Origin of the sequence: Gordonia jinghuaiqii (genome assembly GCF_014041935.1) — a bacterium.
Taxonomy (GTDB): Bacteria; Actinomycetota; Actinomycetes; order Mycobacteriales; family Mycobacteriaceae; genus Gordonia; species Gordonia jinghuaiqii.
Genome location: NZ_CP059491.1, coordinates 3,741,779 through 3,766,394, shown reverse-complemented (window position 1 = coordinate 3,766,394; position 24,616 = coordinate 3,741,779). Strand labels below are relative to the sequence as shown.

Annotated in this window: 14 protein-coding genes, 1 tRNA gene and 1 rRNA gene; 10 read left to right on the top strand and 6 right to left on the bottom strand. The window is 67.7% G+C overall.

Features of this window, described 5'->3' with window-relative positions; all coding sequences use genetic code 11:
* The first annotated feature begins 6 nt into the window (after positions 1 to 6).
* From H1R19_RS16870 to nudC, 4 genes are all read left to right on the top strand, one after another.
* A complete protein-coding gene (locus H1R19_RS16870) occupies positions 7 to 3,561 on the top strand; it encodes an ATP-dependent helicase (protein ID WP_219849631.1) in 3,555 nt (1,184 codons plus the stop codon).
* The gene (locus H1R19_RS16865; RefSeq protein WP_219849630.1) at positions 3,554 to 6,961 is read left to right on the top strand and encodes an ATP-dependent helicase; all 3,408 of its coding nucleotides are present in this window, start codon (positions 3,554 to 3,556) and stop codon (positions 6,959 to 6,961) included. Before H1R19_RS16870 ends, H1R19_RS16865 begins: the two co-directional genes overlap by 8 nt.
* Positions 6,962 to 7,027: 66 nt before the next feature.
* A complete protein-coding gene (locus H1R19_RS16860; protein ID WP_188328563.1) occupies positions 7,028 to 8,098 on the top strand; it encodes a potassium channel family protein in 1,071 nt (356 codons plus the stop codon).
* Positions 8,099 to 8,151: 53 nt separating this feature from the next.
* Positions 8,152 to 9,084, top strand: a complete 933-nt coding sequence (gene nudC / locus H1R19_RS16855) for an NAD(+) diphosphatase (protein ID WP_188328562.1) — start codon at positions 8,152 to 8,154, stop codon at positions 9,082 to 9,084.
* Positions 9,085 to 9,104: 20 nt separating this feature from the next.
* Here the strand turns inward: nudC and H1R19_RS16850 are convergent, their stop codons facing one another.
* Positions 9,105 to 9,389 (bottom strand): mycoredoxin, encoded by a 285-nt coding sequence (locus H1R19_RS16850; protein WP_188328561.1) that lies wholly within the window; start codon positions 9,387 to 9,389, stop codon positions 9,105 to 9,107.
* Positions 9,390 to 9,507: 118 nt separating this feature from the next.
* Here H1R19_RS16850 and H1R19_RS16845 point away from each other — a divergent pair, with 118 nt between their 5' ends.
* Entirely contained in the window at positions 9,508 to 11,670 is a 2,163-nt protein-coding gene (locus H1R19_RS16845) for an ATP-dependent DNA helicase UvrD2 (RefSeq protein ID WP_219851736.1), read from the top strand.
* Positions 11,671 to 12,229: 559 nt separating this feature from the next.
* A complete protein-coding gene (locus H1R19_RS16840) occupies positions 12,230 to 12,520 on the top strand; it encodes a WhiB family transcriptional regulator (RefSeq protein ID WP_188328560.1) in 291 nt (96 codons plus the stop codon).
* Positions 12,521 to 12,643: 123 nt separating this feature from the next.
* Here the strand turns inward: H1R19_RS16840 and H1R19_RS16835 are convergent, their stop codons facing one another.
* From H1R19_RS16835 to H1R19_RS16825, 3 genes are all read right to left on the bottom strand, one after another.
* Entirely contained in the window at positions 12,644 to 13,960 is a 1,317-nt protein-coding gene (locus H1R19_RS16835; RefSeq protein WP_188328559.1) for an ABC1 kinase family protein, read from the bottom strand.
* Positions 13,961 to 13,975: 15 nt separating this feature from the next.
* Positions 13,976 to 14,887, bottom strand: a complete 912-nt coding sequence (locus H1R19_RS16830) for a hypothetical protein (RefSeq protein ID WP_188328900.1) — start codon at positions 14,885 to 14,887, stop codon at positions 13,976 to 13,978.
* Between the two features lie 155 nt (positions 14,888 to 15,042).
* The gene (locus tag H1R19_RS16825; RefSeq protein ID WP_219849629.1) at positions 15,043 to 16,515 is read right to left on the bottom strand and encodes a zinc-dependent metalloprotease; all 1,473 of its coding nucleotides are present in this window, start codon (positions 16,513 to 16,515) and stop codon (positions 15,043 to 15,045) included.
* Between the two features lie 100 nt (positions 16,516 to 16,615).
* Here H1R19_RS16825 and H1R19_RS16820 point away from each other — a divergent pair, with 100 nt between their 5' ends.
* The gene (locus H1R19_RS16820; protein WP_219849628.1) at positions 16,616 to 17,680 is read left to right on the top strand and encodes a YlbL family protein; all 1,065 of its coding nucleotides are present in this window, start codon (positions 16,616 to 16,618) and stop codon (positions 17,678 to 17,680) included.
* Positions 17,681 to 17,698: 18 nt separating this feature from the next.
* On the opposite strand, the gene H1R19_RS16815 is transcribed toward H1R19_RS16820, so the two are convergent.
* Positions 17,699 to 18,226 (bottom strand): PPA1309 family protein, encoded by a 528-nt coding sequence (locus H1R19_RS16815; RefSeq protein ID WP_219849627.1) that lies wholly within the window; start codon positions 18,224 to 18,226, stop codon positions 17,699 to 17,701.
* A 219-nt stretch (positions 18,227 to 18,445) separates the two neighbouring features.
* Between H1R19_RS16815 and H1R19_RS16810 the strand changes: the two genes are divergently transcribed.
* A complete protein-coding gene (locus H1R19_RS16810; RefSeq protein ID WP_244971002.1) occupies positions 18,446 to 21,397 on the top strand; it encodes a UPF0182 family protein in 2,952 nt (983 codons plus the stop codon).
* A 66-nt stretch (positions 21,398 to 21,463) separates the two neighbouring features.
* Here the strand turns inward: H1R19_RS16810 and H1R19_RS16805 are convergent, their stop codons facing one another.
* On the bottom strand, positions 21,464 to 21,748 hold the full coding sequence (locus H1R19_RS16805; protein ID WP_188328554.1) for a hypothetical protein: 285 nt from the start codon (positions 21,746 to 21,748) through the stop codon (positions 21,464 to 21,466).
* 222 nt (positions 21,749 to 21,970) lie between these two features.
* Between H1R19_RS16805 and H1R19_RS16800 the strand changes: the two genes are divergently transcribed.
* Positions 21,971 to 22,044 (top strand) — tRNA-Met (locus H1R19_RS16800).
* A gap of 690 nt (positions 22,045 to 22,734) precedes the next feature.
* Positions 22,735 to 24,257: ribosomal RNA gene (locus H1R19_RS16795) — 16S ribosomal RNA — on the top strand.
* The last annotated feature ends 359 nt before the right edge of the window (positions 24,258 to 24,616 follow it).

Sequence of the window (24,616 nt, the reverse complement as noted above, 5' to 3'; positions counted from 1 at the left end):
GGACCCATGAGTCGGAACCCGGGCGCCAAGCCGCCGCGCAGCGCTCTGCGCGCGCGGCTGGTCGCTGCTCCCGAGTCCACCGATCGCCCGCGCCGGTGGCCGCCGGAGGTGGCGGCGGTGATCGCGCCCGAGGCCACCTCGCCCGCGGGGGAGGAGCAGGCGTGGCGGCCGGTTCGCGTCCACGGCGGGCCGGGCAGCGGCAAGACCGCCCTGATCGTCGACGCTGCCGTCGCGCGACTCCTCGACCCCGCCACCGATCCCGAGTCGGTTCTCGTGCTGGCGTCGAGTCGCCGGGCGGCCGTGGCGCTGCGTGAGGAGATCACCCGGCGGGTCCTGTCGGCGCATTCCGGAGGACGGCGCGTGCTCGGCGGTGCCCTGCGCGAACCCCTCGTCCGCACCGTGCACTCCTACGCCTTCGCGATTCTGCGGCTGCAGGCCACCGCCCACGGCAATCCGCCACCGCGGCTCATCACCGGGTCCGAGCAGGACGTCGTCCTCCGTGAGTTGCTCGCCGGCGACATCGAGGACGGCGCCGGGTACTGGCCCGCCCACCTGCGTCCGGCCCTGGGCACCGATGGTTTCGCCCAGGTCCTGCGGGACCTGATGATGCGCGCCGCCGAACGCGGTGTCGGACCGGAAGAACTTGCGGCGCTGGGTCGTACGCACAAGCGGCCGGAATGGTCCGCGGCGGCGCGGGCGTACGCCCAGTACGAGCAGAACATGCTGCTGCGCGGGGCCGTCGGGCTGGAGACCCCGGGTGCCTCGGCCCCCGCGGTCGACGCCGCCGAACTGATCGGCTCGGCGTTGTCGGCATTCGCCACCGACCCCGACCTGCTCAGCGGTGAGCGTCGCCGCATCCGCCACCTGCTCGTCGACGACGCACAACACCTCGACCCGCAGGCCGCCCACCTGATCAGCCTGGTCGGCACCGGCACGCTCTCGACGATCATCGCGGCCGACACCGACCAGTCCGTGTTCGGGTTCCGCGGGGCGAGCCCACGATTCGCCGACGGTCTCGCCGAGCCCGGGTCCGAACGCGACATCGTGCTCGAACACGACTTCCGCGCCCACCCCGATCTGGCACGGCTGGGCCGGGCGATCGCCGCCCGGCTGCCCGGCGCGCGTCCCCACTCCTATCCCGTTCCGGTGACATCGGAAGCGCGAGACCATGTTCCGTCGGGGGACGCGGCCGCTGTGCGCATCTTCGGATCTGCCGCCAAGGAGGCCACCGCGATCGCCGACCTGCTCCGCCGGGCGCACCTGTTCGACGGTGTGCCGTGGTCGCAGATGGCCGTCGTCGTGCGGTCGGTGTCCGCGGCGCTGCCGCCGTTGCGTCGTGCGTTCCGCTCGGCCGGTGTCCCGCTGACCACGCCCGCGAGTGATCTTCCCCTGCACCGGCAACGGGCGGTGATCGCGCTGATGCTGGTGCTGCGGGCGGTCGCGGCGCGGTCGGCCGGACCCGACCCGGATCAGCGCACGCCAGATCGGCTCACAACAGACCTGTTCACGACGGAAGACACGCTCACCCTGCTGTCCGGTCCGATCGGCGCCGCCGATCCCGGCTCGATGCGACGCCTCCGTCGCGGCATCCGCCGCCTCGATGACTCGGCCATCGCGAAGGAGGCGGCCGCTGCCAAGAACGCGGATGTTGCGGAGGCCGCCGCCGGTCCGGATGCCACCGCCGATCCGGACGCCACCGCCGATCCGGATGCCACTGCCGTTGCCGCACAGCCCGATTCGCTGACGTCGCTGACCCGGGCCATCCTGGACCCAGCACTCGGGGCGCGCTACCGGCGGACGCTCACCGAGACCGAGGCCACCCCGCTGGCCCGGGTGCTCGACGTCGTGGCCGCCGCGCAACGCGCCCACGACGCGGGCCGGGGCATCGAGGAGACCCTGTGGGCCGCATGGCAGTCCACCGGACTCGAACGTCGCTGGGCGGCCTCGGCGGTCCGCGGCGGACCGGCAGGCGAACAGGCCGATCGCGATCTCGACGCGGTCATGGCGATGTTCGAGTCGGCGGCCAATTTCGCCGACACCCTGCCCGCCGCCGGGCCCGCCGGATTCGTGCACTATCTGTCGCAGCTGCAGATCCCGCGTGACAGCCGTACGCCCGGCGCCGCCGCCGACTCGGTGACGGTGCTGTCGGCACATGCGGCGGTGGGACGCGAGTGGGAGGTCGTCGCGGTCGCCGGGGTGCAGGACGGACTGTGGCCGTCGTTGCGCAGCCGCGGCGGCGTCCTGGCCACCGGGCAGCTCGTCGACATCCTCGACGGGATGGACGCAGGCGCGGCCGACACCGTCGCCCGCGGCGCGACCGCCCTGGCCGACGAGCGGCGGCTGTTCCTGGTGGCGTGCACGCGCGCCCGGAGCCGGCTGCTGGTGACCGCGGTCGAGGACGGCAGCGGTGACGCGTCGCCGTCGCGCTTCATCACCGAGCTCGCCGATCTCGTCGGCGAGGCCGATGACGAGGCACCCCAGGCCGAGCTCCGGCTCGACCCCGGTGTCGACCGGGTCCTCTCGCTGCCGTCCCTGGTCGCGACATTGCGGTCGGCGGTCATCGCCGGCGTGCAGGACACCCCTCACGGACACGAACCCGACGAGCGCACGCGTGCGGCCGCGCGGCTCCTCGCCGAACTCGCCGACTCCGACATCCCCGGTGCCCATCCGCGCGACTGGTTCGGACTCGCCGCACCCAGTTCCGACGAGCCGCTGTGGACGCCCGACAAGGGCCCGGTGGTGTTGTCGCCGTCGAATGTCGATGCGCTGACCCGGTGCTCGCTGCGGTGGGTACTCGAACGCAACGGCGGTCGCGACGGGGACGGCACCCCGGCGCTGACCGGGAGCCTGGTCCACACGCTCGTGCAGGCCGTTGCCGGGCAGCTGGACCCGGCCGAGGTGACGGCGGCGCTGCGCGGGATCTGGGACCGCGTCGACACCGGTGCGGGGTGGTACTCGGCCCGCGAACTCGAACGCGCCGAGGGCATGCTCGGCCATTTCCGCGACTGGCTACGACTCTCCCGCGCCGATCTGGACGAGGTCGGCGTCGAATTGCCGGTCGACGCAACCCTTCCCGCCGTCACCAGCCCGTCCGGCGGCGGGACCGACGACGGGACCGGCGTCGAGGTCGAGGAGCCCGCCGTCCGGCTCCGCGGCCGGGTCGACCGGCTCGAGGTCGATGCGGCGGGGCGGCCGGTGGTGGTCGACGTGAAGACCTCGAAGACCCCGATCACCAAGGCCGACGCCGACGAGCACGCACAGATGGCTGCCTACCAGGTGGCCCTCGCGCACGGCGGGGTCCCGCAGTTCGCCGATGTCGCCCCCGGCGGTGCGCGCCTGGTGTACGTGTCCACCGCGAACCGCAATTCCGGTGCGGCCGAACGCATTCAGTCGCCGCTGACGCCGGAGCTGCTCGACGAGTGGGTCGGCGTCGTGCGCCGGGCGGCGCGCGCGAGTATCGGCCCGACCTACCACGCCACGCCCAACCCGGGATGTGTGCACTGCACCCTCACCACCAGTTGTCCGGCACAGATCCCCGGCAAGGCGGTCACCGATGACTGACATCGACAATCGGACGAGCGACAATCCCACCATCGGCGCGAAGTCGCTCGCCGCGGCACTCGGCCTGCCCGACCCGACACCCGAACAGGTCGCCGTCATCGAGGCCCCCATCGAGCCGATGCTCGTCGTCGCAGGTGCCGGTGCGGGCAAGACCGAGACCATGGCGTCGCGGGTGGTGTGGCTGGTCGCCAATCAGATCGTGGCACCCGACGAGATCCTCGGACTGACGTTCACGCGCAAGGCCGCCAGCGAGCTCGGCGCCCGCATCCGGCGACGCCTGTCGATGTTGTCGGGCACCCCGGCGCTGCGCTCCTGGGATCCCGACGGTTCGCTGGCCGCCCGACTCCGCGGCGCCGACCCCGAGGTCAGCACCTACCACGCCTATGCCGGTCGTCTCATCGCCGACTACGGTCTCCTGCTGCCCGTGGAACCGTCGTCGACGCTGCTGACCGAGACCGAGCTGTGGCAGCTCGCCTTCTCGCTGGTCTCGGCGTGGCCCGGCGAGCTGAACACCAAGAAGGTGCCGGCCAGCGTCACCGAGGCGGTGCTCAAGCTCTACGGCGAGATGTCCGAACACCTCGTCGACATCGCCGACCTGGCGCGCGCGGGCACACTGCTCTACGACCTCATCGACACACTGCCGAAGGGACCCAAGCAGCGGGACAAGCCGACCCAGGCGTTGCTCAAGGTCAAAGAGGTCATCGACGAACGGCGCGAACTGATCCCGATGGTCATCGCGCTCGGCGACACCATGCGGGCCCAGTCCGCGCTCGACTTCGGCAGCCAGATGTCGCTCGCGGCACGGCTGGTGGTATCCAACCCGGAGGTGGTCGCGGCCGAACGGACCGCCTTCCGGGCCGTGCTGCTCGACGAGTACCAGGACACCGGACACTCTCAGCGAGTCCTGCTGTCAACGCTTTTCGGCGGTCACGATCCGGCACGCTCTCCCGTCGCGGTCACCGCCGTCGGCGATCCGATCCAATCCATCTACGGGTGGCGTGGCGCCTCGGCGGCCAACCTGCCGCGCTTCGCCCGGGACTTCCCCCGCCCCGACGGCACCCCCGCACGACGCCTGGAACTGCTGACCAGCTGGCGCAATTCGGCGCAGGGTCTGCGCCTGGCCAACCAGATCTCCGAGGACCTGCGACGCCGGGGCATCCCGGTCAGTGTGCTGCGCCCCCGGCCCGACGCCCCGCACGGCACCGCCACCATCGCGCTGACCGAGACCGTCGTCGACGAGCGGAACTGGATCGCCGACCACATCGAGGCGCGCTACCGGGCCGCCGAGGCGGCGGACGAAGCGCCGCCGACAACGGCTGTCCTGGTGCGGCGCAACGAGGATTCGGCACCGCTGGCCGCCGAACTGGAGAGCCGCGGCATCCCCACCGAGGTCGTCGGCATCGGTGGGTTGCTGCACGTCCCCGAGATCGAGGACATCGTCGCGACCCTGCGTGTGATGGCCGACCCGATGGCCGGGACCGCGGTCATGCGGCTGCTCACCGGTGCCCGCTGGCGCCTGGGCGCCAAAGACCTTGCCGCCCTGTGGCGTCGCGCCACCACTCTCGCCGCGGAGAGTTTCGCCGAGTCGGGCGGGGTCGTCACCAGCCGCGAACAGCTCGACGCCGCGCTCGATGCGGTGCTGCCCACCGAGATCGTCGACCGGGCGGGCATCGCCGACGCCGTCGTCGACCCGGGTGACCCGGCCGATTACAGCCCCGAGGGGTACGCGCGAATCCGCGCGTTCGGTGCACAGCTGGAATCTCTCCGGCGCCGCATCGGCCAGCCGCTGCCCGAACTCGTCGCCGACGTCGAGCACACCATCGGTGTCGGCGTCGAGGCGCAGATCCGGGCTCGGCGGATGCGCGGTGCGATCACCGGACGCGAACACCTCGACGCCTTCGCCGACTACGTGAGTCACTACGCGGATCGTGCCGGCGCGAATCTGCCCGGGCTGCTTGCGTTCCTGGACGCGGCCGAGACCATCGAGAAAGGGCTCGAACCCGGTCGGATCGAGGTCGCCGAGCAACGCGTGCAGATTCTCACCGTGCACGCCGCCAAGGGCCTCGAGTGGGATGTCGTCGCGATCCCGCACCTGGCGAGGGGGATCTTCCCGAGCGCCAAGGCCGACACCACCTGGCTGGGCAGTGCCCGCGAGCTGCCCGCCGACCTGCGCGGCGACCTCGCGATCCCCGCCGAGGCGGCCGACGGTGCGCCCGAAGGGTTCCCGTTGCTGAAGATCGACACGGTCGGCGATCGCAAACAGCTGGAGGAGGCCCTTGCCGATCACAAGGCCGCGATCGGGGAGCGCCGCCTCGAAGAGGACCGGCGGCTGCTGTATGTCGCGCTCACCCGCGCCCGCCACGATCTGCTGATCTCGGCGCATCACTGGTCGGAGACCGGTGACAAACCGCGCGGCGGTTCCGATTTCTTCGACGAACTGATGGTCGGGATCGACGAGGCGGTCAACGATCCCAGCGTCGACTCGACCGGACTGTCGATCGCGGTGCGGACCCCGCCGCCGGCCGAGGACACCCCCAATCCGCTGGCCGAGCGGGTCGTCGCACGGGCCTGGCCGCGCGATCCGCTTGCCGGACGCCGTGATTCGGTCCAGGCCGCCGCCGGCCTCGTGCTCGATGCCGTCACCGCCCGAGACGCCCCCGCCCTGTTCGACAGTCCCGGGCCGGTCGACAGTCCCGGGCAGGCGGACACCGGTGCCGCCGCCGACCCCGAGGACGAGATCGCCGCCTGGGAGGCGGAGGTCGCGGCGCTGCTCGCCGAACATCATCAGGCCAACCAGGCACTCGTCGAGGTGACCCTGCCGACGCATCTGTCGGTGAGCCAGCTCGTCGAGCTCGACGCCGACGAGGCCGAGTTCGCCCGTAGGCTGCGCCGGCCCACCCCGTACCGGCCCAACCCGATGGCGCGGCGCGGCACCGCATTCCACGCGTGGGTGGAGCGGTGGTTCGGCGCCACCAGGCTGCTCGACATCGACGAGTTGCCCGGCGCGGCCGATGCGACCGCGAGCCCCGACGCCGACCTCGACGCGCTACGCGATGCCTTCCTCGCCTCGCGCTGGGCCAACCGCAGCCCCACCGAGGTGGAGGTGCCCTTCGAGACGGTCATCGGCGGCATCGTGGTACGCGGACGCATCGACGCGGTCTTCGCCGAGAAGGACGGCTCGTGGACCGTCGTCGACTGGAAGACCGGCGTCGTACCCGAACCCGCGCGCCGCGAGTCGCTGTTCATCCAGCTGGCGGCGTACCGCATCGCCTGGGCACAGCTGGCGGGCGTCGAGGTGGAGAAGGTGCGCGCGGCGTTCCATTATGTGCGCGACGGACACACCCTCGAGGCCGATGACCTGCCCGACGAGGCCACCCTCGCGGCCAAGCTGGCCAAATAGTTCTCATGGTCGTGTGGTGGGTTACATTTCTGCGTGTGAGCGAACTGGAGAAGCGCGGGCGGGCCGGTGGCTAGCCCCCTGCGTGGTCGCTTCCGGCGCACCGAGCTGGCCAACCGACCGGACCACGCCCTGGTCGGCGTCGTCCGCATTCCCGAACTGCAGCAGAGCCCCAGCCGGGCCATCGGCCGGCGCGTGTTCTGGGCGACCCTGGCGCTGCTGTTCACCTCGGTCGTCGTGTGGCTCGATCGCGACGGCTACCGCGACGCGCAGAACAGCGAACTGTCGTATCTGGATGCGCTCTACTACTCGGCGGTGACGCTGTCGACGACCGGCTACGGCGACATCACACCGATCAGCCCGTTCGCCCGGTTCATCAACCTCATCATCATCACGCCGTTGCGTGTGTTGTTCCTGATCGTGCTGATCGGTACCACCCTCGAGGTGCTCACCGAACGGTCCCGGCAGGCGCTCAAGATCCAGCGTTGGAGGAATACCGTGCGCAATCACACCGTGGTCATCGGTTACGGCACCAAGGGTCGCACCGCGGTGGACGCGATGCGTGCCGACGGCATCAAGCCGTCGGAGATCGTCGTCGTCGACGCCGACCCGGCAGTGCTGGAGAACGCCGCCTCCGACGGCCTGGTCACCGTGCGCGGCGACGCCACCAAGTCCGACGTGCTGCGTCTGGCGGGGGTGGCGCACGCGGCGAGCATCGTGGTGGCCACCAACCGTGACGACACCGCGGTCCTGGCGACGCTCACGGCCCGGGAACTGAACCCGCGGGCCAAGATCGTGGCCTCGATCCGCGAATCGGAGAACACGCACCTGATGCGGCAGTCGGGTGCGAACTCCGTGGTGGTCTCGTCGGAGACCGCCGGCAGGTTGCTCGGTATCGCGACCAAGACACCGTCGGTGGTCGAGGTCATCGAAGACCTGCTGACCCCCGACGCCGGCTACGCCATCGCCGAACGTGAGGTGGACCCCACCGAGACCGGCGGCTCGCCGTCGCACACCCGGGACATCGTGCTCGGAGTGGTCCGCAACGGTGTGCTGCACCGGGTCGACGACCGCGAGGTCGAGCAGATCGAGGTCGGCGACCGTCTGCTGTACGTCCGTAAGAGCCCCACCGACGACTGACCGGCGCCCGAGACCCGACCGGGAAGCGCAACAACAGACAGGACACCCCCGAAGTGCACTTCGAACTGGCCCAACCGCCGCTGCTCTCGCGCGCCACGTTCAACCGCGCCGACGAGATCCGCGACGACGCCGCGCGGATGGCGGCGGGGTGGCCCCAGGCGAAGGTGCTGCTCATCGATCCGGCCGGTAGGTATCCGGTCGAAGAGTCCGGCGCGCTGCACTGGGTCGACGCCACCACCGTCGCTCCGGAGCCGCCCGCGGACGCGGTGATCCTCGGATTCGACGGTGTCGACCTGTGGACCCGGCGCGTCGACCACATCGACGGCCCGACCGACGACGCCCGCCGCGGTGCGACACGGCTGTCCGCCGACGAGGGCGGAATTCTCGCGACGGCGCTTGGAATCCTGAATTGGCATGAGACGGCGCGACATTCGCCGGTCGACGGATCGCTGACCACACCGGCACGCGGTGGCTGGGTCCGGCGCAGCGTCGACTCCGGTCGCGACGAGTTCCCGCGGACCGACCCGGCGATCATCACCGTCGTCCACGACGGGGCGGACCGTATCCTCCTGGGTCGCCAGGCGGTGTGGCCGGACGGGTGGTATTCGACGCTCGCCGGGTTCGTCGAGCCGGGGGAGTCGCTGGAACAGTGCGTGCTGCGCGAGGTGCACGAAGAGGTCGGGATCGTGGTGCGCGAACCGCGCTACCTGGGCAGCCAGCCCTGGCCGTTCCCGCGCTCGCTGATGCTCGGCTTCGCCGCGATCGGCGATCCCGCCGACGAACTGGCGTTCCTCGACGGCGAGATCGGCGATGCGCAGTGGTTCCACCGCGACGAGGTGCGTGAGGCACTGTCACGCGGCGACGGGTGGACGCGCGCGGATACGCCGGGCGAACCCGACGCGCCCCGGCTCCGGCTGCCCGGGTCGATCTCCATCGCCCGTTCGATGATCGAATCCTGGGCCGCGGCGTCACCCACGGTGAACTAGGGCGACCTCAGAAGGGCGGCTCAGACCCCGAGCTTGGCCTTGACGTCGGCGACCGAGGGGTTGGTGGCGGTGGTGCCGTCGGCGTAGAGGACGGTCGGGACCACGTGGTTGCCGCCGTTGACGCTGCCGACGAATTCCGCGGCGTCGGGGTTCAGCTCGATGTCGATCTCCTGCCAGCTGATCCCGCTGCTCTTCAGGCCTCGCTTGAGGCGGGCGCAGAAACCGCACCACGACGTCGTGTACATGGTCAGCTCGCCGGACTCGGAGGTGCGTGCGCCGGCCTCGTCGTCGATCACATTGCTCATGGGTCCCATAACACCACGGCCAGGCGTGCTGTTCCCGTCGGCGGCCCCGTGCACAGGTGGTGTGCGTCGCCACACAGCACGGTCTCGGCATCCGGCGGCGTCGGTGGTGGGTGACATAGTGGAACCCGTGCGTTCCCCGACTTCCCCCGCCCACCCCGAGTCTCCACACCGTGATGCCGGATTCACACAGGGCGATGCCGGAGCGGTTGCGGGACTCGACCCGGAACAGAGTGCGGCCGTCCTGGCCCCGCGCGGCCCGGTGTGCGTGCTGGCCGGTGCGGGAACGGGCAAGACCCGCACCATCACCCGCCGGATCGCGCATCTCATCGACACCGGCCAGGTCAATCCCGGTCAGGTGCTGGCGGTGACGTTCACCGCGCGCGCGGCGGGCGAGATGCGCACGCGTCTGCGCGGTCTCGGTGTCGGCGGCCAGGGCGGCGGAACCGGCACCGTCGCCGCGCAGACCTTCCACGCCGCCGCCATGCGTCAGCTGCGCTACTTCTGGCCGCGCGCGTTCGGCGACGCCCGCTGGGAGTTGCTCGACAACAAGTTCCCCCTCATCTCCCGGGCCGCGCGCAGTTCCGGCCTCGACACCGCGACCGACACGCTGCGCGACCTGTCGTCGGAGATCGAGTGGGCCAAGGCGTCGCTGATCTCGCCGGAGAACTACGTCGAGGCGGTCGGGCGTCTGGGCCGCGAGTCGCCTGCGCCACCGCCGAAGGTGGCCGCGGTGTACGGCCACTACGAGGACTCGAAGGTCTCACCCGACGGCGACCGTCTCCTCGACTTCGACGACATGCTCATCTACATGACGCAGATCCTCACCGCCGAACCCGGTGCCGCCGACGAATTCCGTTCGCGCTACCGGTGTTTCGTCGTCGACGAGTATCAGGACGTGACGCCGGTGCAGCAGGGCCTGCTCGATGCCTGGCTCGGCGAACGCGACGACCTGACCGTCGTCGGCGACGCCAACCAGACCATCTACACGTTCACCGGCGCCTCCCCGAACTACCTGCTCGACTTCAGCCGCCGGTTCCCGGAGGCGACGGTCGTGCGTCTCGAGCGCGACTACCGGTCCACTCCGCAGGTCGTCGACCTCGCCAATCGGGTGATCGGCGCCGCCCGCGGACGAATCGCGGGCACCCGGCTCCGGCTCATCGGTCAGCGCCCGGCCGGGCCGGAACCGGAGTTCGCCGAATACGCCGACGAACCCGCCGCCGCGACCTCGCTCGCGATCGAGATCAAACACCTGATCAAGGGCGGGGTGTCCCCGTCGGAGATCGCGATCCTCTACCGCGTCAACGCCCAGTCGGAGAGCTACGAGCAGGCATTGACCCAGGCGGGGATTCCGTACCAGGTCCGGGGCGGCGAGGCGTTCTTCGCGCGCACCGAGGTGCGCCAGGCGATGCGGCAGCTCGCCTCGGTCGCCGGCCGCGAGGTGAAGGAGGGCGTCGCGACGCTCGACGTCGTGCGTGCGGTCCTCGGCGAACTCGGACTCTCCGAGGAAGAACCCTCCGGTGCCCAGGCACGCAGTCGCTGGGAGTCGCTGAAGGCATTGGTGCAGCTCACCGAGGACATGGTCGCCGAGAATGCCGAGCTGACCCTGCCGCAGCTGTCCGCCGAGCTCGCGGCCCGCGCCGAGGCGCGTCACCCGCCGACCGTGCAAGGGGTGACGCTGTCGTCGCTGCACGCGGCCAAGGGCCTCGAATGGGATGCGGTGTTCCTCGTCGGCCTCACCGACGGATCGCTGCCTATCAGCCAGGCCATCAAGGGGTCATGGGAGGACGTGGAGGAGGAGCGCCGGCTGTTCTACGTGGGCGTCACCCGGGCCCGCATACACCTGTACCTGTCGTGGGCACTCGCGCGCAACGAGGGCGGCCGGCCACGTCGCCGTTCGCGTTTTCTCGCCGACCTCATCCCCGACGGATCACCCGCCTCACCGATCGCCAAGGAACGCACACCGCGCCGGGGACCGACGTGCCGGGTGTGCGGTTCGCGGTTGATGGATTCGACGGCGACGCTGCTCGGGCGGTGCGCGGGATGCCCGTCGGACCTCGATGAGGGCCTCCTGGTCGCGCTGAAGGAGTGGCGTCGCGAACGGGCCCTGGAGAAGAAGGTCCCGGCGTTCGTGGTGTTCTCCGACAAGACGCTGACCGCGATCGCCGAACAGCGCCCCACCGATACCGCTGCGCTGGTGTCGATCTCGGGCATCGGGGCGAAGAAGGTCGACGAGTACGGCGAGGACATCCTCGGACTCGTGAAAACCGCAGGTCAAAAATAGGTTGTGCGGTCTGCGGCGCAGCACTTAGTCTGATTCTCGTCAGAACGGGGTGGGAAGCTGTGCGTGCGTCGCAGGCCCCATTTCCCACACGGAAGTCATCGAGCAGATGAGAGGAGCGGATCAGTGAACGGAATCAACGTGTATCAGGCCGGCATCAGCCTGCCTGCGGCCGAGCCGAACCAGGCAGCGGCCCACGTCGTGCAAGCCCGTCGCACCCGCTCCTGGATGCCGGTCGGCTGCGCTCGCGCAACCGATGCAGCTCCGGTGGCACTCCCTTCGGAAGCTGTGCACCTGGCAGCGGCGGCAGCGCATGTAGCGCGAATCGCCCCGCCGGCGGCAGCAACCGCAGCAGCACGAGCGCCGCAAGGGTTCCCCGTTTCGACACGAAGTCCCCGGAGCTAGACCTCCGAGACATTCGGGCCACGGGCGAATCGCACAGGCGACAACCCGTGGCCCTCTTTCTGTCTTCCGTTCACCGCCCTGACCAGGGTTCGCGGAGACGGAGCCACATCGAGGACTCGGGTCAACACACCCAAACGAGCAGATGTGGAGTAACCCAATGACTGTCGATTGCGTTCTCGAGTCGTGTATCTCGGCGGACCTCGCAGCGACTGCCCGCCTCGACCTGCCCTGTCAGGTGACCGACGCAGATCTGTGGTTCGCCGACGACCCCCGCGATCTGGAGCGAGCCAAGGCGATGTGCGCCGAGTGTCCGCTGCGGACCCAGTGCCTCCAGGCGGCACTCGACCGCGCCGAGCCCTGGGGCGTGTGGGGCGGCGAGATCTTCGAGCGCGGAGCCGTGATCGCGCGCAAGCGTCCCCGCGGCCGGCCACGCAAGAACGCCGCGTAGAAACACCGACGCGTAGAAACACCGACGCGTAGAAACACCGACGCATAGAAACACCGACGCATAGAAACACCGGCGCCGCGAGCACTCGGCTCGCGGCGTCGGTGTGTTCTGTCGTGGTGGGGGTCAGTCGCCCAGGCCGGGAACCCATTCCTCCATGATCGCGCGGTACGGCGCGTGCGCCTCGAGCTGTGAGGCGATGCCGACGCAGCCGCCGAGTACGCGGAAGACCATCACGAAACGCTTGGGCACGTTGAGGTTTCGCGACGTCTTGTACACCTCGCCGCGGACGTCGGTGGCCTTGCCCGCCGCGCGCTGCATCCACTTGCGCGTGAAGTGGAACGACTCGGAGTACAGCGGATCGACATAGGGGCGCAGGTACGCCTCGAGATCCTCGGCCGTCACCTTCGCCGCGTGCGTCGGACGGATGAACTCGGCGGAGACCATGAGCTCGCGGAGCTCGTCGTACTTCTGGTCACGGGCGAGCCGCAGGATCGGGCCCGTCTCCGGGGGCAGCCCCTCCGGGTAGTGGCCCACCGCGCCGAAGTCGAGGATGCCGAAGCGGCCGTCGTCGGCGATGAAGAAGTTGCCCGGGTGCGGATCACCGTGGAGCAGACCCACGCGGTACGGGGAGCTCACCTCGAACTCGGCCATCTTCGCGGCCGCGTTGTCGCGGGTCTTCTGGTCGCCGGTGGTGATGACCTTCGACAGTGCGACGCCGTCGACCCACTCCGACACCACCACCTTGGGGGCGCTGGCGATCACCTTGGGGACCAAGAAGTCGGGATGTCCGTCGTAGACCTTCGCGAACGCGCGCTGGTTGTCGGCCTCGCCGAGGTAGTCGAGCTCGGCCTCGGTGCGGTCGATGAGCTCGTCCATCATCGCCTTGACGTCGGTACCCGGCGACAGGCGTTGCAGCAGACCCGACATCCGCGACAGGGTCTTCAGATCTGCCTTGAGGGCGTGGTCGGCTCCGGGGTACTGGACCTTGACCGCGACCTCGCGACCGTCGGACCACACACCCTTGTGGACCTGACCGATCGACGCCGACGCCGCGGGCTCGTCGGAGAACTCCTTGAAACGGTCGCGCCAGCGGGTGCCGAGCTGCTGGTCGAGGACCTTGTGGACCTTGTCGGCAGGCATCGGGGGCGCCTCTGCCTGCAACTTGGTGAGAGCTTCACGAAAGGGCTCACCGAACTCGTCGGGGATGGCGGCTTCCATGATGGACAGCGCCTGTCCCACTTTCATGGCGCCGCCCTTGAGCTCGCCGAGGACCGCGAACAACTGCTCCGCGGACTTCTCGAGGAGTTCCTGGTTGACCTCGTCCTTGTCCCTGCCGACCATGCGCTTGCCGAAGCCCGCTGCCGCACGTCCGGCCATACCGATGGGGAGAGACGCCAACTTCGCGTTCCGGCGTCCCTGTCCTCGAGTGATGTCGGTCATATCATCCTTTCCGCGTCACACATTAGACGACCTGACCCGCGAATCCGCCACGGGACGACAATCGCATTCCGGGTGCGGTGCCCACCGCGTGATGTCCATTCGGGCTGGATCGTCACGGAACTCCACCACCCGATTCAACAGCGGCGGCTCGAGTTGCGCAGCGGCTGGGCCGGACGGGCCGGAGAGCGCCGTCACCAAACGCTCGATCTGTCCGTACGCGATCGCCGCGGTGGTGGCCACCACCGCGGGTTCGGCGTGCCCGGGCTTGCGGATGAGCTGCACCGCCAGCGTCGGCCATTCCGGGTCCAGGTCGGATCGATGGTGATCGGCGCACATCAGGCAACTCGACAACCCGGGTAGCACCAGCGGTCCGACGATCCCCACACCGTCGCGGACTCGCACCAGCAGATGGGGGATTCGTGCCCTGGTCAGCGCGAACACCACGCGAGGATCGTGTACGAGAAAATCGCTGAGGACGACCAGCCGGGTGTGCCGCGCGTCGAGTGACCCGTCGGGGAGCCGGTGCATCGTCCTGCTCGCCGACAGCCCGGCACCACGCAACGACGTGGTGAGCACGTCGCTCAGCGGCCCCTGCCCATGGATCTGGATGCGGAAGTCGTCGCGCCGGAGCGGGGTGGCGACCTGATCCGACGGCGCGGGGATCGCACGCCCGGCGGCCACCAGGCCGGCCAGGATGATCTCCACATCGTCGGCGGTCAATCCCGCCGCTTGCGCGCGCCGGATGAGGATCTCGGGAGTGCAGGGCTTCTCCAGCGAGCGCAACAGTGCCACGACGCTGTGCGCCGACACCGGCGTGTCGACCTCCACGACGATGCTGTCGGCGGGGTCGATCCCGATGTGCACCACGTTGCCGGGCCGGACGAGGAGCGGCGTGCCCGGCCGGAGCAGGGGCACCCCCGTACTCAGGATCGGCGACGGTGACGCCCCGACCGGGGCCGGAATTGCCTCGGGTACGGTGCGAGCTCGCGACATGCGGCCACTCTGCCAGCGATGGGGCCCCGCCGACGGCGACCGGACAGGTTATCCACAGCATGGTCGGAGCCGGGGCCGTCTGTGGAGCTCTACGATCCGCCCGCCTCCGTGCTTCCGTCGCCCTCGTTCCTCGGACCGTTCTGTTTGCCGTCGGCCTCGCGCGCGCGCTCGGCGGCGATCGTCTTCTCCAGCTGTGCCATCGGGTCGTCGAGTTCGTCGCCGCCGAGCAGCCGGTCGATGAACCCGGCCGGATTGTCGAGGTCGTCGGCGTCGGGAAGCAGGTCGGGGTGGGCCCAGATGCCGTCGCGGGTGGCGACATCGGTGGCCTCGAGGACGCGGCGCCACAGTTCCGAGGCCTCGCGAACCTTGCGCGGGCGCAGTTCGAGACCGACGAGTGTGGCGAAGGTCTGCTCGGCGGGTCCGCCCGAGGCGCGGCGCCGGCGCATGGTCTCGGTCAGTGCGGCGGTGCTGGGGATGCGATCGCCCAGCGCCCGGGTCACCACCTGTTCCACCCATCCCTCGATGAGTGCCAGCAGGGTCTCGAGACGGACCAGCGCCGCCTTCTGTTCGGGAGTGGTGGTGGGCTCGAAGGAGGTCGAGTTGCTGATGAGCTCCTCGAGCTTCGACGGATCGGACAGCAGTTCGGTGGGATCGATGCTCGCGGTGGCGTCGGTGATCCCGCTGAAGTCGATGCTGATCCCGCGGGCGTATTCCTCGACGGTGGTCAGCAGCCGCTGGCGCAGCCAGCCGACGTGGGTGAACAGCCGCACATGGGCGGCCTCCCGGGCGGCGAGGAAGACGATGATCTCCTGGCCGGGCTGTTCGAGGCCCTCGGCGAACTTCGCGATGGCCTCCGGCAGCAACACCGCGATGCCCTCGGGTGCGAGCGGCAGGCCGACGTCAGTGGAGGTCAGGACCTCTTTGGCGAGCTGGCCGAGACCCTGGCCGAGTTGGGTGCCGAAGGCCATCCCGCTCATCTGCGTGAGCATGCCCAGCATCGGTCCGGCGAACTGTGCGGCCTCGGCGGGCAGATTGTCCTTCCACGCCCGGGCCAGCTGCTCGGCAACCGGATCGCACAGTCCCTTCCAGGTGTCCATGGACTCCTCGAGCCACTGCACCGGGGTCCAGGCGAGGGTCTGGGTGACACCGCTGGGGAAGGTGGTCGCGTCGTCGAGCCACACGTCGGCGAGCCGTACGGCGTCGGAGGACGCCGAGATCTCCTTGTCCAGGATGGGCGTGAACGACCCGATCTGCTGGCGCGCGAGGTTGGTGGCCACCTGATAGTTGACCGGACCGGCGCCGCCGCCGGCCATGCCCGCGCCCATCCCGCTGAACATGCTCCCGAGTTGGGAGAACATCTGGCCGATCATGTTCGGATCGATCTTCGACGGGTCGAAGTCACCGCCGAAACCCGCTCCGCCGGAACCGAATCCGAACGGGTCGGACCCACCGAAGGGGTTGCCGCCGGGATTGTTGCCCGGCTTGTTCTTGTCGCCGCTGTTCTTGTCGCGGTCGTCGTCGCCGTCACCGGACGCCGAGAAGCCGAAGGGCAGATCACTCATGGGCTCCACCGTACCGCCCGGTGGAGCCGAAAAGCCGGGGCGGTTGTTCGCCGTGCGCGTAGTCCTCAAGGGCTCAGGACGGGGCACTATCGTGTGCGGAATGAGTTCGAGCCCTCGATTCCGAAGGATCGCCACGGCCGCGGTCAGCACCGTGGTCCTGCTGGCGTTGCTGGTGGTGGGTACGCAGGTTCAGGTGCCTTACGCGGCGCTCGGCCCCGGACCGACGCTGAACACGCTCGGCACCGCCAAGGTGGAGGACGACGGCAAGGTCGTCGAGCGCAAGGTCGTGCAGATCGATGGGGCGCCGACCGATCCGACGACGGGCAATCTCAACCTCACGACCGTCTCGGTGACCGACGGGATCTCGTTGTTCAAGGCGCTCGGGATGTGGCTCTCGGGCACGTATGCACTGACCCCGCGCGACCAGGTCTACCCGCCGGACCGCACGACCGAGCAGGTGCAGCAGGACAACGCCGACCAGATGGTGGGTTCGGAGGAGAACGCCACCGTCGCTGCCCTGCGTTACCTCGACCGTCCGACCGCACTGCGGATCGCGAGCGTGGGCCCCGACGGCCCCGCGGCCGACGTCTTGCGTGCCGGCGACGAGGTGGTCGAGGTCGGTGGCGTGAAGGTCGAGACGAGTGCCGAGCTGCGCAAGGTGGTCGCGGCGAACCCGCCCGGCACGGTGTTGCCGCTCGAGATCGTCCGCCAGGGCACCCCCGAGACCGTCACGGTGACACTCGCCGCCCATCCCGACGACCAGAAGGCCGGTTACCTCGGGGTGGTCCCCGAGGTTGTCAACGCCGACCCGACACTCGATGTCACCTACACCGTCGGCGACATCGGCGGACCGTCGGCCGGAATGATGTTGGCGCTCGCGGTCATCGACAAGTTGAGCCCGGGCGAACTCACCCACGGCAAGTTCATCGCGGGGACCGGCACGATCTCGGTCGACGGCGACGTCGGGCCCATCGGCGGCATCACCCACAAGACCCTCGCGGCCCGCGACGCAGGCGCGACGGTGTTCCTGGTCCCGGCGCGCAACTGTGCCGAGGCGACCTCCGACCGGCCCGACGGACTCGAGCTCATCAAGGTGGAGACACTCGAAGGCGCCATCGACGCGCTCGACGCCATCGGCGACGGACGGCCCGCGCCGACCTGCTGACGCCTCGGGGTGCGGCCGTCAGGACCCGGGCGCGTCCGGGGCGAAGGTCCCGTGCAGCGCGGCCCGCAGCTCGGTCGCGAGCTGGGGGTGGGTGAGTAGTTCCGGCGTCTCGCCCGAAGCCGGGCGCAGGAGGGCGAGGTCGGTGCCGTTGCGCAGCACGCCGACGACCAGCCGCGCGATCTCGGTGTCCGTGCCCGCATCGTCGTGATCTGCGACGGTGTAGCGCGGAACGGTGTCGTCCTCGGATTCCGGGTCCGCGACGACGATCTCCATCGCGACCGCCGCCCCCTCGACCGAATCCGGCCACCACGCGGTGGCCAGGAACTCGTCGAGGTCCGGGCACTCCTCCTCGACGGGGGTGAACACCGAGCCGTCGTCGGCGATCACGCCGGGTACACGTTCGGTGAGCAGGGCGGTGGGCACGAGTGCGAACACCGACGGTGACTGCCCCCAGCCGGCGGCGTCGACGTGTTCCATGATCTCGCTCAGAGCACGACCAAGGTCGTCGGTGGGCAGGCCGCGCGGGGTGATCGGGGTGTCGGACACCCGCCCATCTTGCCCGGCGGCCGACGACTTCCACGACAGGGGACTCGCCGCCGGGAACCCGGGCGGGCTCGCGATCGTTGTCCGGGCGCCCGAGTGACTTGGTCGCTCAGGTGGTGCCAGTACAGTGGGCACCACGCCCAGCAGGACTCAGTGCGTGGGTGATGTCCGAATTGAGAGCTTTGGAGAGTGAGTCTGGTGAGCGTCCGAGGGCCGGCGGGTATGCCGACACTGTCACGCAGGAGCAAGATCATCATCGGACTCGGCGTCGCCGTGCTGGTCCTCCTACTCGTGGGGCCACGGCTGATCGGGTTGGCCACGGACTGGCTCTGGTTCTCCGACGTCGGGTATTCGGGCGTCTTCAGCAAGGTCGTCTGGACCCGGGTGATCCTGTTCCTGATCACCGCTGTGGTCGTCGCCCTGATCATCTTCGGCGCGGTGTCGCTGGCGTACCGGTCCCGTCCGGTGTTCGTCCCGACATCCGGTCCGAACGATCCACTGGCCCGCTACCGCACGGCCATCATGGGCAAGGTGCGCTGGTTCGCCGTGGTGCCCGCGCTGATCATCGGTGCACTCGCCGGGCTGGTGGCCCAGGGCTCTTGGGCAACGGTCCAGATGTTCCTCAACGGCACCTCGTTCGGTAGGACCGACCCCCAGTTCAACCTGGACATCGGCTTCTACGCGTTCGACCTGCCGTTCTATCGCTTCGTGCTGAACCTGCTCTTCGTCGTGGTCGTGGTGGCATTCCTCGCCAACCTCGTGACGCACTACGTCTTCGGCGGCATCCGCCTCGGGCAAGGTGGCGGCACGGTGACCACCGCGGCGCGCATCCAGCTGGCAGTTCTCGCCGGTACGTTCCTCCTGCTGAAGGCGGCCGCGTACTGGCTCGATCGATACAACCTGCTGTCGAGTCAGCGAAAATCCGAGATCTTCCCAGGTGCGAGCTACACCGACATCAACGCGGTGTTGCCGTCGAAGCTCATCCTGATGGCGATCGCGGTCATCTGTGCGGTGGCGTTCTTCGCCGGCATCGTGCTGCGTGATCTCCGGGTCCCGGCGCTGGCGACGGTGCTGATGCTGTTCTCGGCCCTGCTGATCGGCGTCGGCTGGCCGCTGTCGATGGAGCAGTTCTCGGTCAAGCCGAACGCGGCGCAGAAGGAGGCCGAATACATACAGCGGGCCATCAACTCCACGCGTGAGGCATATGCGATCGGCCCCGACAACGTGATAACGCAGCCCGACTGGACGGACGAACCCGCCAACCCGGCGCTGGTCAACAGCGACATCCCGACGCTGTCGAACGTGCGAATCCTCGACCCCAACGTGGTGTCGCCGACGTTCATCCAGCAGCAGCAGCGCCAGAACTTCTACGGCTTCCCGACGCAGTTGGCGGTGGACCGTTACCGGATCGACGGGGAACTGCGCGACTTCGTCGTCGCGGTCCGCGAACTCGACCCGAGCCGTTACCTGGAGAACCAGCAGAACTGGCTGAACAAGCACCTCGTCTACACCCACGGAGACGGCTTCGTCGCCGCGCCGGCCAACAGGGTGAACGAGTCCGCCGATGTCAACGACATCGACGGCGGCGGTGACCCGTTCTATTACGTCAGTGACACCTCGAACTACCAGAGCGAGGCGTACAAGCGCGATGCGCCGATCAAGGTGACCCAGCCCCGGATCTACTTCGGTGAGCTGCTCGCCAAGATCGATCCGGATTACGCGATCGTCGGTTCCGAGAACGGCGATGCCCGTGAGCACGACATCGGCGACGACAAGTACACCTATCAGGGACCGGCCGGCGTCTCGCTGGGCAACTGGTTCAACCGGATGCTGTATGCGGGCAAGTACGCCGAGCGCAACTTCCTGCTGTCGGGTGAGATCAACTCGGCGTCGAAGATCATCTACAACCGGGACCCGCGAGACCGTGTCAAGAAGGTCGCACCGTGGCTGACCGTCGATTCCAAGACGTATCCGGCGGTCATGGAGGACGGCTCGATCAAGTGGATCGTCGACGGTTACACGACGCTCGACAACTACCCGTACTCGCAGCCGACGTCGCTGCAGAGCGCGACCGCCGACGCCCAGGATCTCAACCCCGGACAGACCGGTCGTACTCAGATCAACAAGACCGTGTCGTACGTGCGTAACTCGGTGAAGGCGACGGTCGATGCCTACACCGGCGAAGTCGAGCTCTACCAGTTCGACGCGGAGGACCCGGTTCTGGACACCTGGATGAAGGTCTTCCCGGGCACCGTCAAGTCGCGTGCCGATTTCGACAAGCAGACCTCGCTGCGGGATCACATCCGGTACCCCGAGGACCTCTTCAAGATCCAGCGGGCCCTGTTGACGCGCTACCACGTCGAGTCGCCTCAGACGTTCTTCCAGGCGAGCGACTTCTGGTCGGTGCCCTCGGATCCGACGAGCCCCGATGCAGAGCAGCGCGGTCTCGATCAGCCGCCGTACTACTTCGTGGCCTCGGACCCGGAGAGTGGTAAGCCCACCTTCCAGCTGACGTCGGTGCTGACCCGACTCAACCGCCCGATCCTCGGTGCCTACGTGACCGTGTCGTCGAACCCCGAGAACTACGGGCAGATGACGGTCAAGGAATTGCCGGGTAATGCTCAGCGGTCGGGCCCCAAGCAGGCGTTCAACCCGATGAAGACCGATGGGCGCGTCGCTGAGTCGCTGAAGTCGCTCGAGAACACGGCCAAGGTCACCTTCGGTAATCTGCTGACGTTGCCGGTGGGCGACAATGGCATCCTCTACGTGGTCCCGATGTATGCGCAGGCGCAGGGTGAGGAGGCATTCCCGAGGCTGTTCCGGGTCATCACCCGCTACGAGCCGAAGGAGCGCGAGGCGCGTATCGGCTATGCGCCGACGACCGCCGAGGCGCTCCGCCAGGTCGGGATCACCCCGGCCGCCGGCGTGGTCCCCGGTGACAATCCGACGTCCGAGTCGGATCAGACCTCGGACCAGAGCGGTACACCGACGCCGAATCAGCCTCCGCAGCAGCGGGATTCGCCGGAGCGTGACGCTGCCGCGAAGGCCATCGGCGATGCGATCTCCGCACTGCGGGCGGCGCAGACGAAGGGCGACTTCGCCGCCTACGGCGCTGCGCTCGATCAACTGAGCAAGGCGGTCGCGACGTACGAGTCGCTGCCGGCGCAGAACTAGTCAGTTCCCCGGGCCGAGACGGCCCGGGGGGAGAACGATTCCGAGCGCTATGTGCGTGAGGTGCCGCTAGCCGCGGTACTTGCGCACATAGCGCTCGGTCTCGTCTGGGGTGTTGTCCGGGAGTACCGGACTGTGGTGGTACCGGTGGGAGAGCGAGAAGAAGATCGAGACGGCGATGGCAAACGCGGCGACCGTGAGCAGGCCGCACACGATTGCGGCACCGACGTTGCCGGCGGCCATGTTGACCAGCCACAAGGCGGCCATCGCGAAACCGCCGAGGGCGAGCACGAATCCGATGTAGCTCATCGGGTGGTTGCCGTGACTCTCGTGGTGGAAACGGTGCGTGGACATGGTCCCTCCTCGGCCCGGATGATCTCGTGCGCCGAGTCTACGCCCCATGTGACTCAGCTCACATGGCTCCGCGCGACCACGACCTTCCTGACGGACGCGCCCCGACCTCGGATTACAGGTCCGTCAGTGACCGCCGTCACGCGAGTAGGCCCAGGTCGGACCGGGTTTCCGTACCGATTTGCATCGCTGACGAACCTCTGTGTAACGTTGTGTTCACACCAACGCGGGGTGGAGCAGCTCGGTAGCTCGCTGGGCTCATAACCCAGAGGTCGCAGGTTCAAATCCTGTCCCCGCTACAAAAACAAGAACCCCCGCCCGGGATATCCGGGCGGGGGTTCTTGTCATATGCGGACCGGGGCGGGGACGGTGGTCTGCGTCTTCGATCGAGGCTTCGGCCTTCTGCTGACGCTTCGGCTGCGGTGTTACCGCGTCGTTGGGCCTGACCAGGCGATTTGACGTTCGGCGCACGCCTGCGTAACTTCATTCCAGTCAGCGAGCCACGGCGCCGCCCCGGAAGACCTGTGAGGGTCTGAAGGCGGGGAGTGGGGACCGGGTTTTTCGTTGGCCGTCCCTGGGTTTCTGGTTCCAGACTTTGTGTCTGGGATTGGTTGTTCGGGGTTACCATGATCCCTTGAGTTCGAGATTCTTCGGAGTTGCGGACTGAAGATCGGGTCTGGTAGGCTGGAAAAGTTGCCTCGGAGACGGGGTTGACTGGTAGGACAGAACTGAAGTCTGCTGGTGAGAGCCTCCTTTGTGGGGTGGGTAGCTGGTGGGTGTGTGTTCTTTGAGAACTCGATAGTGTGATGATGAATTGTCTGATGCCAATTTGGCATCGAGCATTCTTTATGGATGTAGATGTTTTTGTTTGTTTTTGTGGCATCTGCCTTTTTGGGGTGGGTGTTGCTAGTTTTTGGATTGGTCAGGTTTTGCTTTCCTGATTGTGTTGAAATGCCGGCTCTTTTGGGGGTTGGTTGTTTCGCTATTTTTTCATGGAGAGTTTGATCCTGGCTCAGGACGAACGCTGGCGGCGTGCTTAACACATGCAAGTCGAACGGAAAGGCCCAGCTTGCTGGGTACTCGAGTGGCGAACGGGTGAGTAACACGTGGGTGATCTGCCCTGCACTCTGGGATAAGCCTGGGAAACTGGGTCTAATACCGGATATGACCTTCCCTCGCATGGGGGTTGGTGGAAAGCTTTTGCGGTGTGGGATGGGCCCGCGGCCTATCAGCTTGTTGGTGGGGTAATGGCCTACCAAGGCGACGACGGGTAGCCGACCTGAGAGGGTGATCGGCCACACTGGGACTGAGACACGGCCCAGACTCCTACGGGAGGCAGCAGTGGGGAATATTGCACAATGGGCGCAAGCCTGATGCAGCGACGCCGCGTGAGGGATGACGGCCTTCGGGTTGTAAACCTCTTTCACCAGGGACGAAGCGCAAGTGACGGTACCTGGAGAAGAAGCACCGGCCAACTACGTGCCAGCAGCCGCGGTAATACGTAGGGTGCGAGCGTTGTCCGGAATTACTGGGCGTAAAGAGCTCGTAGGCGGTTTGTCGCGTCGTCTGTGAAATTCTGCAACTCAATTGCAGGCGTGCAGGCGATACGGGCAGACTTGAGTACTACAGGGGAGACTGGAATTCCTGGTGTAGCGGTGAAATGCGCAGATATCAGGAGGAACACCGGTGGCGAAGGCGGGTCTCTGGGTAGTAACTGACGCTGAGGAGCGAAAGCGTGGGTAGCGAACAGGATTAGATACCCTGGTAGTCCACGCCGTAAACGGTGGGTACTAGGTGTGGGTTCCTTTTCACGGAATCCGTGCCGTAGCTAACGCATTAAGTACCCCGCCTGGGGAGTACGGCCGCAAGGCTAAAACTCAAAGGAATTGACGGGGGCCCGCACAAGCGGCGGAGCATGTGGATTAATTCGATGCAACGCGAAGAACCTTACCTGGGTTTGACATACACCAGAAAGCTATAGAGATATAGCCCCCCTTGTGGTTGGTGTACAGGTGGTGCATGGCTGTCGTCAGCTCGTGTCGTGAGATGTTGGGTTAAGTCCCGCAACGAGCGCAACCCTTGTCCTGTATTGCCAGCGGGTTATGCCGGGGACTTGCAGGAGACTGCCGGGGTCAACTCGGAGGAAGGTGGGGATGACGTCAAGTCATCATGCCCCTTATGTCCAGGGCTTCACACATGCTACAATGGCTGGTACAGAGGGCTGCGAGACCGTGAGGTGGAGCGAATCCCTTAAAGCCAGTCTCAGTTCGGATTGGGGTCTGCAACTCGACCCCATGAAGTCGGAGTCGCTAGTAATCGCAGATCAGCAACGCTGCGGTGAATACGTTCCCGGGCCTTGTACACACCGCCCGTCACGTCATGAAAGTCGGTAACACCCGAAGCCGGTGGCCTAACCCCTTGTGGGAGGGAGCTGTCGAAGGTGGGATCGGCGATTGGGACGAAGTCGTAACAAGGTAGCCGTACCGGAAGGTGCGGCTGGATCACCTCCTTTCTAAGGAGCACACAACAACACTCGTTTCTGTGGGCGTATGTTCTGCGGCGAGTGTGTGTTCAGGGTGAAACATCAGACAGGCCATGTGGTGGTGCCGGCTCATGCCGGGGTCATCGGTCGACGCTCACTGTGAGGTGGGTGTGTTCTTGTCACACTATCGGGGTTCTGAGAGAACACGCGGCATGCCTTTTGGGGTGTGTATCGGGTTGTCTCTGACCTAGCTGTCTTGGTGATCGTGCTGTTGAGGTGTCCTGTGATGGGGTGCGGAGGCTCGTGAGCTGGGGTGGTGTGTGTTGTTTGAGAAGTGCATAGTGGATGCGAGCATCTTTATTTCAAATCAACAATTTTTGTTGGTCTGT